Genomic DNA, 14856 nt, shown 5'->3' on the forward strand with positions numbered 1-14856 from the left:
GCTATAGTTTTAAGGCATTAATTATTACAAAGTGTATTAACTATACCGCCATATGTTTGACTATCTTCTATCACTGGTTTATTTAGAGGGAAAAGTGAACTTCCCGATGACAAAATCAAAATATAAAATTGCTTATTACCAGTGTAAGCACCATATAAGTTTTTCGAATTAACAAAACCACAAACCCTATATGTTTTCGCTCCTGACTCATCACTCATTTTGGATACAGTTATATTGCTAAATTTAGCTGTGTAAGGATCGTAAAGTGTACTTGAAACTTCTTTTTCTGCGATTTCAGCAATTTTACCATCGGTAATCTTGAATGAACGTATTATAAAAAACACAATGAGTAAAATAATTAAAAAAGCCGAAATATATAGAATTTCCTTTTTCATGGGGCCTCTACAGATGATTTATCAAATTAAAGATGAATAACATTCACTTATAAATAAATGTCGGTGCATCTTTCTTGCTACCCCAGTATATAGCACGTTCAGCCATTTGTGGCACATACCGAAATATACGATCACCTTTATGGCGCTTTGCCCATGACTCATCCGTAAACCTATCGGGTAGCCCTTGAGACCATCGCTCAAAACGATTAGATACTGTAACTGCAACTTCGTTATTATTACCGGTAGTAACACCAATATTGGAGATTTGCCCAGCAAAAATAATTTCAGCCAATGCTGGCTTGCCGTCGAAATCTAAAGCCACCAGCATCAAGCTAACATTGCGACCACGACTTCTTTCATTCATAACATCTGCAATAAGGAGAGAGTCAAAACCAGAAAGCGATAATATTAATTGCTGTGGACTGGTTGAGTTACTTTCGGTAACTGGCTCTATACTTCCCAAAGATCCAACACCTTGATACACCTCACCCGCAATAATTAAATTACCAAGCCCGGTATGAGCTCTTGTCACGCCTGATTTGAGATCAAGTTTGGCTGCAATAACCAGTTCGAAACCATCATTAATGGCCTTTACCATTGCGTTTGAAAAAGGATGATACAACATCAGTATAAAGCCTCCTCAAATGTGATGGTGACATTGGAGAATACACCAGGGCGATATTGAAAACTTCCTTGATCATTACTTGTTAATTTAAAAATTCCAAATGGCTTCACGGATTCTATTTTCTCATTAACTTGTGGTGACAACCTAAGCATGGGTGAGATAGGAATAATTGCATTCCCATCTTTATCACTTATCACATTTTCAGTGACCATTTTTAGCTCATTACTCACCGTAATGTAATCCCCTTTGCGCACTACAACTGAATTCTTTAGCCATCCCTTTGTTTGTAGCGATTTTCCCATTTGGTTTCCTATACTAACAAGTGGTGAGCCCTTGCCTTGTAATCCCTGCCTGATCCAATTGCTAATTTTCACTCGCCCGCTTTCGCCGTCCAGTTGCGCCATTAAAACCTCTAACTCTCTAGATATGGCTTCAGTGAGATTATTGAACATTAAAGTGCAGCGCCAGCGGCTTCCAGAAAACCTCACCGTTTGACTACTCCCTGTAAATGCCGAGGTAAATGTTTTACTGTTACTGATTAACTGCCAGTTCATTGAGGAAGGTACGACATTCTCAGGCCATTCAAGTACCATTGTTTTACCTCCCAAGGCTTTTTCTTAATGTGCCATTATTTTGAAAGTCCCGCTGAATCTTAGTTAAAGCATCCTGTGAACCTTGCTTTGCTCCCATTTCTGCCGCCCGCTGAATGGCCTCTTGCAAAGCCTGATCGCCATTTCCTGTTAAATGGAAAGTTTGTTGGATGATAATATTCGGGGTTTGCTGTTGTGTATCTAAACCAAGCACCCTTACCCCCAAAGAACCATCACGCGCACGGGTTAATGGCATAATTGCTTCCGCACCAGCTTCTCCCATCAATCCCATTTTAGGTGCTCCGCCCTTTGCAAACGGAAATAATGTGGGTGATTTTACGATAGTGTTACTATATGCACTTAACCCTGGTGAATTGTATGTACCACCTTTAGCATTTGGGGTAGGAGCCGCCCCTGCACCAATAGCATCACCAAATGCAGTACCCGCAAACCCAGCCTTTAACGCATTAAATATCATCATCTGAAAAATCATTTTTGTAATTTCAGTCACAATAGATTGCGCAAAATCTGCAAAGTTTAGTTTTCCAGTGGCGACAAAATTAGCTAGCATTCCAGACATATCACTTAGTGCGCCATTGCTGATTGTGCGCATTTGGTCATACACATTCTCAGCAGAATTACCAAAATCCTGAATACCTTTCGCCATGCCAGTTGTTGCATTTCGATTCATCGCTAATTTATCGCGAGAAGATTGCCTAACAATATCTAATTGCCTTTGTTCTTCTTGAGATAAAAAGAGCGTTTGATCTGCATAGAGTTGAGTGGTTTTATCCGATACTTCTTTATCTAACTGATAACGACGCTGGCGAAAATCATCACGAACCCTTTGCTCCTCCAGCATAAGCTCATATGCAGGTTGGCTCATGGTCATTTGTAACATTTGATTTGATGAATCCTGACTTAATTTTGATGTTCGTTGCATCACTTCAAAATTCTGATCATCAAACTTTTTCCGTAGTTCCTTGTATTTTATTTCCTTTTCTAGCTCTGCATTTTTTATTAACTGTGCACGAATTTCAGATGAATGGGCTTGAATGGTTTTTTGTCGAGCGTTGAGGTGCTGCCCCTGTAATCCAATTAACTCTTGTTCAAATGAAGCAAGCTTACGTTCAGATGCTGTTAGCCCCTCAGTTTCTTCTAATTGAGCACGTAACGCTGCACCTTGTTGTAAAAGCTGTTCTATTCGTTGCTTTCCTTCGTCGATAACAGCACTGCCACCCGTTTTTTTAGGTGTCGCAAATAGCTTATCCAATCCCTTTAATGCTTGTTGATACTCCGTTGCCGAAATGGTGCCTTTATCGAGCATGTCCTTAAATTGCTTTTCTCTATCGGCGCGTTCTTTTTGCTGATCAATACCTGCAGAAAAAGCCGCATTAAAGTTAATCTGAAGCTTTAAACTATCAGTTAAGTTTTTTTGTTGTTCTACCTGTTGTTTTTGCTGGTCTTCTTGTTCCTTTCTTAATTTATCCGCTAACAAACTTTTAGTCGCAATATACATTCCCATGAATGGATCTCTACCACCCATATCAATATTGCGCACAGTCATTTGCAGTCCTACGTAGGCCTTATTTAAGTCTTTGATTTTTTCTATGTGTTGGCCTGCAAATTCTTTTGCACTCTTGTTATATCCACTTTCTGCCGCTGTTGCTGCTAGCCTTGCTGCACTAGCAGCCTCTTGTTTTTTACCCTCTCGCTCTAACTTTGCGATCCTTTCCATGGTTTGAGCATCAATGATATGTCCTGCATCAATTGCCTTTTGCAGTCCCTCAACTGGCTTTTCACCCAAAGCAACTAGCCTAGATATCAGCTCATCAACATTACCCCCTGATTTTTCCATCTGGACACCAAGTTCTGATACTTGATGTAGCAAATCACCAGAAAAACCTGCTGAGGCAGCTGCGGTAACTGATTTATAGGCTTCCGCGGTACCCCCCAATTCATTGGCAAGATTACGCAGATCGTAGGCCGTTGTTGTTAGCCCTAATCCGCCTTTTTGCAGCGCAGCATTAAAGGCCTTTTGGCGTTCTTCGGCCTGCTGGTACTGCGAATGGAGATAAGTAAAGGCTCCCGCTGACGCCATAATCCCTATACCAACAGCACCACCCATCACCCCCCATGCGCTTTTGAATAAACTCGCACTATTAGCTGCAGCACGCTGAGAAAATGTCAGTTCTTTGCTGGCTTCGGATAGTTGATTGGTTGCTGTTGTGAGGTTTTTCTTACCATCAAGTTCGCTTTTATTTGCTGAAATAATCTCAATGGATGCACTTTGCATCCGCTTTTTGGCTTCAGCCTCGGCAATATTAGCCTCTCGGATAACTCGCGCGTTCTTGGCATGTTCTTCCGCATAACTAACAGAAATACCATGTTGTTTATTAACTTCGACCTGTCGCTCTAAATATTCATCGAGCGAAAATGCTTGCTCACGCCTTGCAATAGCTTCATCACGCATTTTGGCAGCAAGGTTAATTTTTTCTTGAGCGCTTTTTCTATCAGCTTGAGCGCCTTCAATTTGTGCACGCGATAAGTTAATTGCCTCACGTGCAGCCTCTTGTGCAACACGTTGCTGCTCTGCTAAAGAAAACTTAACGTTATTCACATTTTCCAAAGAACGCTCTAAAGCGGGAATAAAGCCACCAATTAAACTACTGGTGGCAACATTAGAGCCTGCGGATACATTCGTTAATGCGGTTCTTAATTGACCAAATCCAAGCTGAGAGCTTCGCGCTATCTGGCCAGAAGCCGATAGATCAGCGCCAGCTTTTCTGGCATTAGCTGAAACCTCTAATAACCTCTCGGCTGTTTGCCCGGCATCTTTGGATGCAGACTGCGCAAACTTTTTGGATTCTTTGCTAGCAGAATCATAAGCATCAAAAACTTGGGATTTAAAAGAAGCTGCGTTGAGGTGTAACGCAACCGCTAAACTTGCAACGTCAGCCATTTATTATCCTCATGACATCATTACACTGAGCCTCGATATCAGGTTCAATTTGTGTAATATCTGGTTGAAACTCTGGCGATTCTTCATTGCCAGACATAAAAAAAGCCTGCCAATGTGTGAGAATATCGGCAGGCAATTGAGCTATTTTTCTTGGGTCGGGCTCACCCCACCTATCTGCTAATTGAAAAATGAGCTTAAGGCGAGGTGAGTTGGCTAGTTTTTTTGGGCTTCCTCCACCGTTCCATAGCTGAATTGCTGAACAAATTTCATTGCCTCAAGTAATGTCGGGGTATCATGTGCCTTGATTAACTCATCATCTGTTGGCAGCTCTTTTTCTGAAAGCGGCTTCCCTTTCTCGTCACAAATCGCCTTTAAAATTAGCCTTGCACCTGCTTTGCTGGCTTCAGAGCTAAGCCCTGTTTCTTGGGCTTGCCGCAGCTCAAGTTCATACTCATCTATTTCAGCAATTGTTAGCCGACGAATAAAAACGGTCGTGTTCAGGATTGTGTGGCTTTCAACATGAGGATTTGGTTTTAATAGTGATGATTTTAGAGACATTATTTTGTGCCCCCTGTTGCAGCCACACCCCATTTAACATTGTTTTGCTTACCTTTAACTGTGATTTGCATAACCTCACTAGCGGGCGCACTAACGTCATTCAACTCCCAACCCGCCAGCGCTAATAGTATTGTTGCTGTACGTTTATTTGGGAATTGCACATAGAATTGAACGGTTTCTCTTGCGTCAGCTGCTGTTAAAAATGCTGCGAAGTCGGCATTTTCGGGATCATCAATAAACCCGAGCGTCTTCTCTTGCCCATCGGGTAAATCTGAGATTGATTGCTTATTTAAATCAATTAACGTTGTGCAATCAACAAAACTACCTGTAGTACCTGTTGCACCAATAGATTTACAGTTAATCAGTGGTTTCAGTGCTGTTGGTAAATCACTGACTTTACCCCATTTAACAATGGTGCCAGCAGGAAGAACGGCGTACTCTGGCGAAGTTTTATCTGCCATAACTTTTACTCCAACTAAATGAATTAACGATATTTTTCGATGCTAGTGCGTATTTCAGCGGCTAGCGTGTTTAAAATAAACTGGCGGTTATAGTCCAATGCTGGACGGATGAAGGGATTAGGGATTTGTTTTATGGTGCCAAACTCTTGCGCCTTGGCTTTCATTGCGTGAGCTTTACTTGGCCCTACACGAACGGTCATGACAGATAACGTTTTTTGGTCTTTCATGCGGCTCGTTGTGCGGATCTTGATACTGTCACGCATGTGCTCTGATTCACTGGTTGCATCATAGCCTGCGTGCTGCTTCATATCCTCCAGTACAGGTGCCATCGCTTCACGTCCAGCTTGCCGAAGCACTTTTGTTGTTATGTCTTCCCCTAAACGGTTTAACTCATACTCCAATTCTTTGAGGCCTTTTATCTCAACGGTTACCCTCATTCAGCCCCCTCTGGATAAGTGATAATAAAATCACGCATCACACGCCAAATAACCCGTTTATCCGTCTGTTCTTCTCGGTTCTGCATAAAATTACCTCGCTGAACTGTTTGAACGGGATAACGGCCAATGTGACCATGAGTGATGTTTTCCCATGCATTGAGCACTACTTTTTCAAGCTTTAAGGCTTTTGAATAGTCATTAGGGATCTGAAAGGTAATTTGAAATCGCGCTTGAACAAGAGATGTTTTAGCTAGGCCAGTTATCATTTTAGGGTCACTTATTTTCTGATAAGTCACCCCCTCAAGCACATTTGAAGGTAGCGCGACAGGGTAAGCATTCAATCCCGTTAGTCGCTCTAAGTCTGCCTTGATATCAGTTTCTATCATGTCGACTGTCGACCTCCGCTGTAATAATTAAACGGTCTGGCTGGTTTCTATCTAATGCGCGTACCGTGAAATTGCGCTTTTGATAAGCAATTATCCATCCCTCATCAATATCGCTGCGAGTCCGAATAGTGAAATGGTAGGTTTCAATAACTTGTTGCTGATCTGCAGTTCGAATTTTGCGATTAGACATCGCCTCCACTTTGGCCCATACGTCAGTGACTTTTACTAACTCTGTTTTAGGCTCACCAAAATCGTTCCTGACTTCTTCTGGGCGTGATAACGCAATACGTTTATTAAGTTCACCGGCTAACATTACTTAGCCCTCATGGGTGATATTCGATAATCGCTTAACAACTCGTAAAAACCTTGAGGGATTTTTTTTAGTTCCCTCGTGTCATACCAAAAACCAACCGCCAGCATCAATGCCAGCTTAATGACTGGCGTTATTGTTATGCCATTTGGATCATTATCGGGAACGCTGTCATTATGTAACGCTCTATTTAAATAATTAGCTGCTTTTTCTTTAGCGGCTGATAAATAACCCAATAAAATGGCATCTTCATCTTCGGTATCAATACGGCATTGCAGACGTAGCTCCTCTATAGTTGGCAAAGACATTATTCCTCCGTTATATATTATTAAAGTGATGCGACTATCTTCGCATCTAAGAGGTATAAAAAAGGCGGCAACTAAGCCGCCATGGATAACATTGTAATTATTTAGCTGCTGGTGCTTTCAGCAGCTTCACAGCATTGCTATCCGTCATCATTGAACCAACACGCTTAGTGGTATAGAAATGCACAAATGGCTTGTTGGTGTACGGGTCACGCAACATGCGGACGCCAATACGGTCAAGAATGGTGTAACAACGCTTAAAGTTACCAAATGCAACAGGTGCTGAGTCTGCAACAACATCAGAAAACTGCTCATTTTCTGCGATGCCATAACCCAGTAATGCGGAAGGTTGACCTAATTGCAAGCCCGGTTGCCACAAGTAATTACCCTGAGAATCTTTCAGCGTACGAACTTGGAACAAGGTATTGTTGTTCATCATGAACTTAGAGCCCAAGCGGTAAGCTTTACGCATGGTATAAATCAGTTTCATGATTTCATCAGCGGTAATTTCTGTCGGTTTTTTCAGTAACAGATGCTGCAATTTGCCCCAATCGCGATCTTTATCAGCTTGTTCGTCACTGCCATAGGCTAATAGGCCTTTTGGCTTTTTGATACCATCACCATGAGTGAAAGCCGCCTCTTCTTGCTCAGCAAATTCAATCGTCAGCTCACCCGTAATGAATTGCTCAACATTAAAGAACGCATCATCAAGCATAACTTGTGTTGCTGCGGGATTTCCGTAAATTTCCCCCCACACTGGCTCAATAGAGGCAAGTTTTGAGGTTGTAGTTTCAGGGCGTTTATCCACCTCACCAACCCAACCACTATTTGTACCACCTTGATTCACCAAGCGTTTAAAGTGAGGCGTACCCACTGTAATAACATTACACTCCTGACGCATAACCACTTCATCGCGCAGAGCAGTAATGATGCTGCGATCTAATTCTTCTGGCACTGCGAAGCCACCGTCTGGATCAGAGCCCGTTTGCATAGCCTTACGCTCTAAATCAGCAAGACCATCTTCTTTCCCTTTACGAACAAACTGTTCAAAGGCGGCTTTGTGTTCAGTCACCTCTTTTGTCGCGCTTACACTACCATCAGGGCGCTTAATTTCAGCCAGTTCAGCTTCTAAGCTAGTTTTTAATTCATCCAGCTCCGATAACTTGCCGTTTAACGTGTCAACTTGGCCCGCAAGTTTACTTTTTTCTGCTTCAATCGCATCGATGCGCTTGTCATTTTTTTGGGTGAACTCTTCGAATTTACCTTTAAGTTCCTGCGCAACTTCACTAACGTCTTTATGATCTACAGCCATAATAGTACCTTTATTTATCAAAAATGGATTTCAATGTGTTGATAGCCTCTTGCTCTGCATCACGCAGAGAAAGTGCATCGTAGCCTTTAGCCATAAAGGCCTTAGCTTGTGTTCGCGAAAGCCCAACATCGCGCAGGACTCGCTCAATACTTTTTTGTGTGGGTAATTCGCCTCGAGCAAATGCCGACTTCACATCACTGACTCTGGCTTCATCATTTGAGGGAAATGTCACTAAACTGACCTCCCACAAATCGATTTCCTTCAATAGAAAGGCATCTTTATTGCGGTCATACTCCCAATCTTTGAGGATGTATCCAATAGAAAGGCCGGATAGTGATCCGGCCTTCATGTGTGCATGCGCGCGCTTAGATAAGGGGTCGTCATCAATGAGTAATCGCCCTTTGACATAGAGCCCCGTGCTGTCTTCCCGCATTTCGGTATAAATACCAATCGGCTCAGACATTTTGTGCTGCCAAAGCATGGCGGGTAATGACTCTTTTTCTTTCCACTGATTCAGTGAGTTAAGAAAAGCACCCGGCATCACAATATCCGCATAACTATCTTTCACGCCGAAAACTGAGCCATAGCCTTCAAACTCTCCCGAGTCGGTGACTGACTTAATTTTTAGTGGTACATCAAGCCGTTGTTTTGTCATTATCGACATGCGTTCCCCCTCCTGTTTTGAGGATTCTGGCTTTGTGGTCATGTTCATTGGTGTGAGGTAAATATCACCACCCTCACGTGGGTTTAGCTCTTCCAATTCACGACACTCATTTGGCGAATAAATCCCCCAGTTGATACCCGTTGCATAAGATTCAAATCGCGACTTCATATCACCACGTAGCAGTGCGCCTGTATTAAATTTGGCATAAAAAACACCCTGCTTACTTGATTTAACAAGCCCAGCATTAATGCGCTGTTCGATACGTGTAAGATAAGGAACTAAAGAGTAATTGATAAACCCGATCCCAAGGTTTTCAATATTATTGAACGTGGCCCTATCCGTATTTTGGACCATATGAAGCGGTACACGGAAGATACGACAGATTTCTTCAAGCTGAAATTTTCTCGTTTCAAGAAATTGTGCATCTTCAGCAGACAAGCTAATTTGCTGCCACTTCAATCCCATTTCTAGGATCATAGGTTTATGAGCATTAACTAATCCCTGATGTCTGCCAGTAAAATCTTCCCTTAACCGTTCATAAGCATCATCCTTTAAATATTGGTCTGTTTGTAAAACACCACTGGTTACAGCACCATTACCAAACAATCTCGCGCCATGCTCTTCAGTCGCCAAGCCAAGGCCAACAGCTTGTTTTGCATAAGCGATAGGGCTGAGTCCGGTTAATCCATCTAGTGTGAAAATGCGTACATGCCAAATTTCAGACTGTGTTAATGTTTCACTCTTACCATTTGGAAATGTGACGTTATATTCTGGCTCCCAATTACTGTTTAATTTTGGGGTAACTGAACCGGGGTTAAGAGGGAGTAATTCAACCACTTCGCCTAGCGCGTAGACCTTGTAAGCATAAAAATTACCCCGTAAACACAAGCAAGCGATCAGCAACTCCCAAAACTCTTGAGATGTCATATAGTTATTTGGTTTTACTGATATTAGCTTATGGACTCTTTCTCGTATTGCCCGCTGATTTCCTTTTTCTAGCTGCTCATATAAGGAACACGGCAACATCCCAACAGATTCCGCTAAAACTCGAACACAACTAAATACCGCGGTTAATTGCATCGCTAACTGCGGACTTACCCGTCTACCTGAATAGGTATCATAAGAAAGCCCAATTAACTCGCTGAGTTCATGTGAAGTCATCCCCTCATTCGATTTCCGAAATAGACCAGGAAAAAACATAGTTACTCCTTATCATCTTTCGGTTGGCTCATTGATTTTGAAACCAGATATGACCAAAATAAACATAGTCCACCCGCTGTTATATACCCCGCCGCGGGGTAAACTTGCCAAGCACCAAACGATAGTAAACAGGCACCAGCAATCCCAACCAATAAGGCTGTAATTGTTAAAAATTTCATTGAGTTTCCTTAGAGGGTTCTTAAACCTCTTGACGATAAAACAGATGAGAGCGTTTCTTCCTGTTCGTTCAGCATAGCCCGACCAACAGCCATAATAAGTGCTACAGCCCCGTCAATTTTATTTTCATTTTGCTCTTTTATAGGCCTAACGACATCATCGTTACCCGGTAAATATTTACCCACCACATTCCCCATACACCATGTCATAATGGGGTTACCGTCATGATGAAAACGCCCTGAAGCAATCGCGGCTTCAAGTTCTTTCATTGGATCAGACATATTCGTGTAGTTTTGAACAATGGTGATAGGGTTTAATCCCTCATCAGCCAGTTGGTGAGATAAGTTTGTTGCGCCGTGAGGGTCGATCGGGCTTTCTTCAATCGGGTTATTCAAGTTATCTGCCTTGGCATCTTCTAAAATAACGCGATAATCAATTTCGGCACCGTCTGTTAACTTCAGATGCTTAGTTTCAACCCACTTTCTAAAGCGTTCTGCAGTTCGTTGATTCTCAATATCTGAGCTAAAAACAGCATCATAAGGCACATAAAAGCTCGGAGAAATGCAGTAATAGTGCCGCTTGCCGTCAATTTCACGAGTAAACAGTTTAACCCGTGAGTTCATATCCAACTTTCTGGCCAAGTCGAGCGATTGAACACAAGATTGCCCTTCAAACATTTCTAATGTCAGGGTTTTATCTTCACACTCGCGCCAGCTCAACATATTGAAATACGCTGAGCGTGCTGAAACCCAGATATTTAAATGCTTTGTTTTGAAGATGCTGGCAAGTCGAGGGTTATTTTTTGCTCTGTTTTGCTGACTAATTAAAAACTCACTGTAGACTGAAACCCCCATATTCGGGTTGGCTTTCTTCAGCGTGTTAGGATCTGTCCAATCGTCGCCATCATCTACGGTATAAATGACACCAAACAATTCATCATTCGGTACCGTACCATTCAACATTTCAATCACTTCGCGGCGCTTATCGTAACAAGGCCCCTCAATGTTATAACCTGCTGTAGTGATAGCCCACATCAACGGCTGTCGCCTTGCCCCCATCCCCGTTAACATCGTTGTATAGAGCGAATCCGTATCATGTTCGTGATACTCATCGACAATAGCGCAATGTGGCGATTGACCATCCCCCGGATCACCTATGAGCGGCTCAAACCTCGCACCATCTTCAGGACGGTTCATGTTCTTGGCGTTCACTTCAATACCAAATGCTTCTGTGAGTAACGGTGTTCGCTTGCACATCAATTTTGCAGGCCTGAATACTTCCCACGCTTGCTTTTCGGTTGTTGCACCTGAATAAACCTCAGCACCAAATTCGTTATCACACGTAAAACAGTATAATGCGACACCTGCAGAAATAGCCGATTTCCCATTTTTACGGGGGATCTCAGTATAAACCTCACGGAAACGCCTGAGTTTTGTGCCCTTTTGCACCCAGCCAAACGCACAACAAACAATAAAAAGTTGCCACGGTTCGAGTGTAATAGGCATGCGCTTAAACGCCCACTCCCCCTTTGTGTGGGGTAATAACTGAATGAATTTAGCGGCTTGTTCTGCCAAGTCTTTATCAAATCGATAGCGGAATTTACGCCCTTTCTCTTGGGCCATATCATCAATGTGTCGTTGGCAAGCATCAATGACATACTGACACGCTACAACCTTGCCGCGAACCACATCACGCGCATATTGATTTGCCGCATTGACGTTTGGGTAAGATTTACGGCTCATGATGAAATAATCCTCATAAAGGGGTTATCTTGTTTCTTTTGCCCTGCCATGCCAATTAACCGCTGGCGACTGCTCGGATCTAAACCCAACATTGCGCCAGTACGATCCATTTCGCTTTCCTGCTCTTTTTTTGTCGTTAAGTCAGGGTTTTTTATTGGGCCACCCGTCGCACCTATTAAGCGAGTTCCATCTCGCATGATGGCAATAACTGCATTGCGCCAAATATGGTAAGCAACACACCAGCGCTCAAGCACAGCAAGGTCGGTAATGCATAAAATACCCTGTCCGCAGAGTTCTTTTATCGTCAGATCCCACATAACAATGGCTAGCTCTAATTCGTTCTCAGTGAACCAATCAGGTGGTGCCACACCTTTTAGTGGCGTGAATACTGGTTCATCTTTATTTAATGCACGTTTCCCCGGATTGCCGGCCAATTCTTTTCTGGCCGTAGGCTTCGGGCGACGACCAGATTTGCCCGGAGTGCCAGCCATAATAGAACCTCCAATAAAGCATTAATAATCATCAATGCCCGGTAAATAGATTTGTGCTTCAGAAACAATTCGCTCTCTTGCTGCAAGTAACAACTGCTTACGCCCACCAGATCCCCAATTAGCCATCGTTCTCGCACAACCACTGACATTTTTAGTTTCAGTGTTAATGATGTAATCCAATTTATTCAATCTCGATAACACATCGAGGCCTTTACGAGCGGCATCACGGAAAGTGTTATAAACCAAAATTTCAAATTCGGGTTTTAGCCAAGCGGCATATCGAATAACAACAAGCTCTAAAGCCCAAGTACCTTGATTTAATCCGCCTTTTATTACTTTGACCGATGCACTTTTTGTTGCATCGCTCAAAGCTTGAACAAATCGTTTCACTTGGCGGCTTTTTAGAAAGACACCAGGCCGCTGTGATTCTGTTGCTTTTCCGTCAGCAACTGCCGCGGCATGCAAATCATTGAGGTTATAACGCCCCTCACTATCAACTCTAACTGATACTCCATTGATACTTACTTTGAGGTGATTCATGGTGTGGATCCTTATAGAAAATCGAACCTGTTCACACAGAAATACCGCCCACAGAAACACCATTACGGGATTTCTCAGGCTCGACTTTCTGTAAGGCTCTGTGGTTTTTAATTTGTGCGCTGTGAATGCGCAGATACAAAAAGCCCCGCAATTGCGAGGCCAGTGATTTTCGATACATAAATTAGGCTAAACAGTCAGCCAGTTTTAATTTCATTTTTCGCGGTTATAAAAATTCACCTGAAGCGGCAGTCCTAAAGGGCGAGAGGGGTAGAGATTTTACCCGCCCCTCCCCATAGATGATAATTATCATCATTAATATAAATATTCATATATAACATCTACTTGCGTAATCTCTCTGTTGCTGTCTTCCTTTTATGGCAAGGCCAGCAGAGTGATTGCAAGTTACCATCATCATCAGTACCACCATGTGCTTTAGGTATGATGTGGTCGACAGTCTTGGCTTCTACAGCCCGAGGTAAGCAGTTTTGACAAAGATATTTATCACGCTGAAGGATTCGAGGTCGTATCTTATCCCACTTAGAACCGTAACCTCGCTCATGTCGGCTCTTGCCGGGCTGGTGGCTCTCCCACCCTGTACTCATATGTTCTTGGCAGTAACCACTACGGTCAGTCGTTGTCTTGGTACATCCGCGCTTTCGGCAAGCACGAGGGATACGTGGCGGCATCGGTAACTCCTACAGTCGCTTGTTGTGGTGCGGCATTCAGCAATCTATCAACCATCATCTGCTGCTCTTTGATATCAGAATCAATAGTTGCTCTTTGCTTTTCCACTTCAGGTGGTAACTCTTTATCACCAAACATTGTGATAGCCGTCTTTATTAAATGAAGAGCAATGAGTTTGAGCACCTCATTGAATCCCTTCGATTCACTGTTGCAAACCGATTGTCTTGGCTGTGAGTTGCTCATAATTGCCATCCAGACTTAGCTGATTGAATATCGGCATGAACTCGCTCTAGGGAAGCTGCAAATGCTCTATCTGAATCAGCTATGGTCTGTTGTATTGATGTCATAGATGACTGCAATAGGCTAAATTTAGTTTCCAACCCTTTGATTCTACGCTGTTCGTCTGTTTCTGTTTTAGTTGTAGCCGTTAAAAATCCGCCTTCAGCGCCCTCCTTTGCTGCCTGTCGCATAGCACTATCTATTGCTATGCCTTTTATCTTTAAGCTCGGAATGGGTGCCGGTGTTATATAAGAGCTATCAATAAATACCTGACCATTTGTAATAAAGAACTTATCAGCGCTAAATCCAACACTTGCTGGCTGCTTCAGTCCCGTGCTAATCATCAGCCCTTCAATACGTTTTAATTGTGCTTCCAGCTTATCTAAGTCAGTGCTATCAACTGATATCTTTATAGATAGGGTGGCTATTTCTTTTTTATCTGACATGTCTGTCTCCATAAATGAAAAAGCCACCAGTGATTAGCTGATGGCTATGAACCTTTACAAATATAAGATGGCTATTGTTTGAATAAACACGTACTGTCATTGACCTCATGCAGTACACCCAGTGTCATTGGGAATAACAATAAGATTTATGCTAACTCATTGTTTACTATCCCGTGACAAGGATATAGTGAAGATACTGTGTTGTTTGCTCATCATTGATGGGCTATTTTTTTATCCTTCCCATTTCAACGCCCTGAGTTACTTCTAATTACAATAAAAGTGACCAAAAACT

Annotated in this window: 19 protein-coding genes and 1 pseudogene; all 20 read right to left on the reverse strand. The window is 42.7% G+C overall.

Annotation, left to right across the window (positions count from 1 at the left end; all coding sequences use genetic code 11):
• Positions 1 to 17: 17 nt before the first annotated feature.
• Entirely contained in the window at positions 18 to 395 is a 378-nt protein-coding gene (locus PR683_RS05545; protein WP_238562732.1) for a hypothetical protein, read from the reverse strand.
• A 43-nt stretch (positions 396 to 438) separates the two neighbouring features.
• On the reverse strand, positions 439 to 1020 hold the full coding sequence (locus tag PR683_RS05550; RefSeq protein WP_238562733.1) for a hypothetical protein: 582 nt from the start codon (positions 1018 to 1020) through the stop codon (positions 439 to 441).
• Positions 1020 to 1613 carry a hypothetical protein gene (locus tag PR683_RS05555; RefSeq protein ID WP_238562734.1) on the reverse strand — a complete coding sequence of 198 codons (594 nt, stop codon included), beginning with the start codon at positions 1611 to 1613 and terminating at the stop codon, positions 1020 to 1022. The genes PR683_RS05550 and PR683_RS05555 overlap by 1 nt, the downstream gene beginning before the upstream one ends.
• A 4-nt stretch (positions 1614 to 1617) precedes the next feature.
• Positions 1618 to 4572, reverse strand: coding sequence for a phage tail tape measure protein (locus PR683_RS05560; protein WP_238562735.1), 2955 nt, complete (start codon positions 4570 to 4572; stop codon positions 1618 to 1620).
• Between the two features lie 213 nt (positions 4573 to 4785).
• The gene (locus PR683_RS05565) at positions 4786 to 5130 is read right to left on the reverse strand and encodes a phage tail protein (protein WP_196719460.1); all 345 of its coding nucleotides are present in this window, start codon (positions 5128 to 5130) and stop codon (positions 4786 to 4788) included.
• On the reverse strand, positions 5130 to 5591 hold the full coding sequence (locus PR683_RS05570; protein ID WP_210786530.1) for a phage tail protein: 462 nt from the start codon (positions 5589 to 5591) through the stop codon (positions 5130 to 5132). The genes PR683_RS05565 and PR683_RS05570 overlap by 1 nt, the downstream gene beginning before the upstream one ends.
• Before the next feature lie 23 nt (positions 5592 to 5614).
• Positions 5615 to 6028, reverse strand: a complete 414-nt coding sequence (locus tag PR683_RS05575; RefSeq protein ID WP_238562736.1) for an HK97-gp10 family putative phage morphogenesis protein — start codon at positions 6026 to 6028, stop codon at positions 5615 to 5617.
• Positions 6025 to 6414 (reverse strand): hypothetical protein, encoded by a 390-nt coding sequence (locus PR683_RS05580; RefSeq protein WP_187710567.1) that lies wholly within the window; start codon positions 6412 to 6414, stop codon positions 6025 to 6027. Before PR683_RS05580 ends, PR683_RS05575 begins: the two co-directional genes overlap by 4 nt.
• Positions 6401 to 6727 carry a phage head closure protein gene (locus tag PR683_RS05585; RefSeq protein WP_238562737.1) on the reverse strand — a complete coding sequence of 109 codons (327 nt, stop codon included), beginning with the start codon at positions 6725 to 6727 and terminating at the stop codon, positions 6401 to 6403. Before PR683_RS05585 ends, PR683_RS05580 begins: the two co-directional genes overlap by 14 nt.
• Positions 6727 to 7032: a head-tail connector protein gene (locus tag PR683_RS05590; RefSeq protein ID WP_196723626.1), complete on the reverse strand. Its 306-nt coding sequence runs from the start codon at positions 7030 to 7032 to the stop codon at positions 6727 to 6729. Before PR683_RS05590 ends, PR683_RS05585 begins: the two co-directional genes overlap by 1 nt.
• Positions 7033 to 7129: 97 nt before the next feature.
• The gene (locus tag PR683_RS05595) at positions 7130 to 8341 is read right to left on the reverse strand and encodes a phage major capsid protein (protein WP_196723627.1); all 1212 of its coding nucleotides are present in this window, start codon (positions 8339 to 8341) and stop codon (positions 7130 to 7132) included.
• 10 nt (positions 8342 to 8351) lie between these two features.
• A complete protein-coding gene (locus PR683_RS05600; RefSeq protein ID WP_196723644.1) occupies positions 8352 to 8999 on the reverse strand; it encodes an HK97 family phage prohead protease in 648 nt (215 codons plus the stop codon).
• 6 nt (positions 9000 to 9005) lie between these two features.
• A pseudogene (locus tag PR683_RS05605) lies at positions 9006 to 10205 on the reverse strand (phage portal protein); the annotation flags it as partial.
• Positions 10206 to 10207: 2 nt separating this feature from the next.
• Complete coding sequence (locus PR683_RS05610; protein WP_162598872.1) at positions 10208 to 10384, reverse strand: ABC transporter ATP-binding protein; 177 nt, start codon at positions 10382 to 10384, stop codon at positions 10208 to 10210.
• A 9-nt stretch (positions 10385 to 10393) separates the two neighbouring features.
• Positions 10394 to 12124, reverse strand: coding sequence for a terminase large subunit (locus tag PR683_RS05615; protein ID WP_238562739.1), 1731 nt, complete (start codon positions 12122 to 12124; stop codon positions 10394 to 10396).
• Positions 12121 to 12615 (reverse strand): phage terminase small subunit P27 family, encoded by a 495-nt coding sequence (locus PR683_RS05620; protein ID WP_004911637.1) that lies wholly within the window; start codon positions 12613 to 12615, stop codon positions 12121 to 12123. Before PR683_RS05620 ends, PR683_RS05615 begins: the two co-directional genes overlap by 4 nt.
• Positions 12616 to 12636: 21 nt before the next feature.
• Positions 12637 to 13155, reverse strand: a complete 519-nt coding sequence (locus PR683_RS05625) for a KilA-N domain-containing protein (RefSeq protein WP_196723630.1) — start codon at positions 13153 to 13155, stop codon at positions 12637 to 12639.
• A gap of 338 nt (positions 13156 to 13493) precedes the next feature.
• Positions 13494 to 13841: an HNH endonuclease gene (locus PR683_RS05630; protein WP_109913118.1), complete on the reverse strand. Its 348-nt coding sequence runs from the start codon at positions 13839 to 13841 to the stop codon at positions 13494 to 13496.
• Positions 13783 to 14082: a hypothetical protein gene (locus tag PR683_RS05635; protein ID WP_238562740.1), complete on the reverse strand. Its 300-nt coding sequence runs from the start codon at positions 14080 to 14082 to the stop codon at positions 13783 to 13785. Before PR683_RS05635 ends, PR683_RS05630 begins: the two co-directional genes overlap by 59 nt.
• Positions 14079 to 14564, reverse strand: a complete 486-nt coding sequence (locus tag PR683_RS05640) for a hypothetical protein (RefSeq protein ID WP_164564167.1) — start codon at positions 14562 to 14564, stop codon at positions 14079 to 14081. Before PR683_RS05640 ends, PR683_RS05635 begins: the two co-directional genes overlap by 4 nt.
• Between the last annotated feature and the right edge of the window lie 292 nt (positions 14565 to 14856).

It is taken from the genome of Providencia sp. PROV269 (genome assembly GCF_028477785.1).
In the GTDB taxonomy this organism is placed as follows: Bacteria; Pseudomonadota; Gammaproteobacteria; order Enterobacterales; family Enterobacteriaceae; genus Providencia; species Providencia rettgeri.